General features: G+C 43.9%; 1 protein-coding gene. It reads right to left on the bottom strand.

All coding sequences use genetic code 11. The annotated features are described in order from the left end of the window. Positions 1-255 (bottom strand): neuraminidase-like domain-containing protein (locus ACQ96U_RS27260; protein WP_431724426.1); only part of this gene is annotated, 255 nt, incomplete at both ends.

Genomic DNA, 255 nt, shown 5'->3' with positions numbered 1-255 from the left:
ATCATCAGCACCGTCATTCATAAAGTAATCATAATCAGTAATCCTAAAATTATTGCTGGCTGACCAGTCCCCATTGAATTTCTGGTATATTATTTTAATTACCTTATAGCGACTCTCTGCTGTAGGACCACTCGCATCTGGCTCTGACTCCCACTCTTGCCAGGCAATATAAAGCCGGTTATTGAATATCACCGGTCTGACTTCGTCATTTATCGCCGAGATGGGCGCAACAATTTCCTCCCAGTCTGTCCAGGC

The organism is Zooshikella sp. RANM57, from assembly GCF_050749885.1.
GTDB lineage: Bacteria > Pseudomonadota > Gammaproteobacteria > Pseudomonadales > Zooshikellaceae > Zooshikella.
Note: the sequence above shows the minus strand (reverse complement) of the source record. Positions and strands in the feature narration are given on the sequence as shown.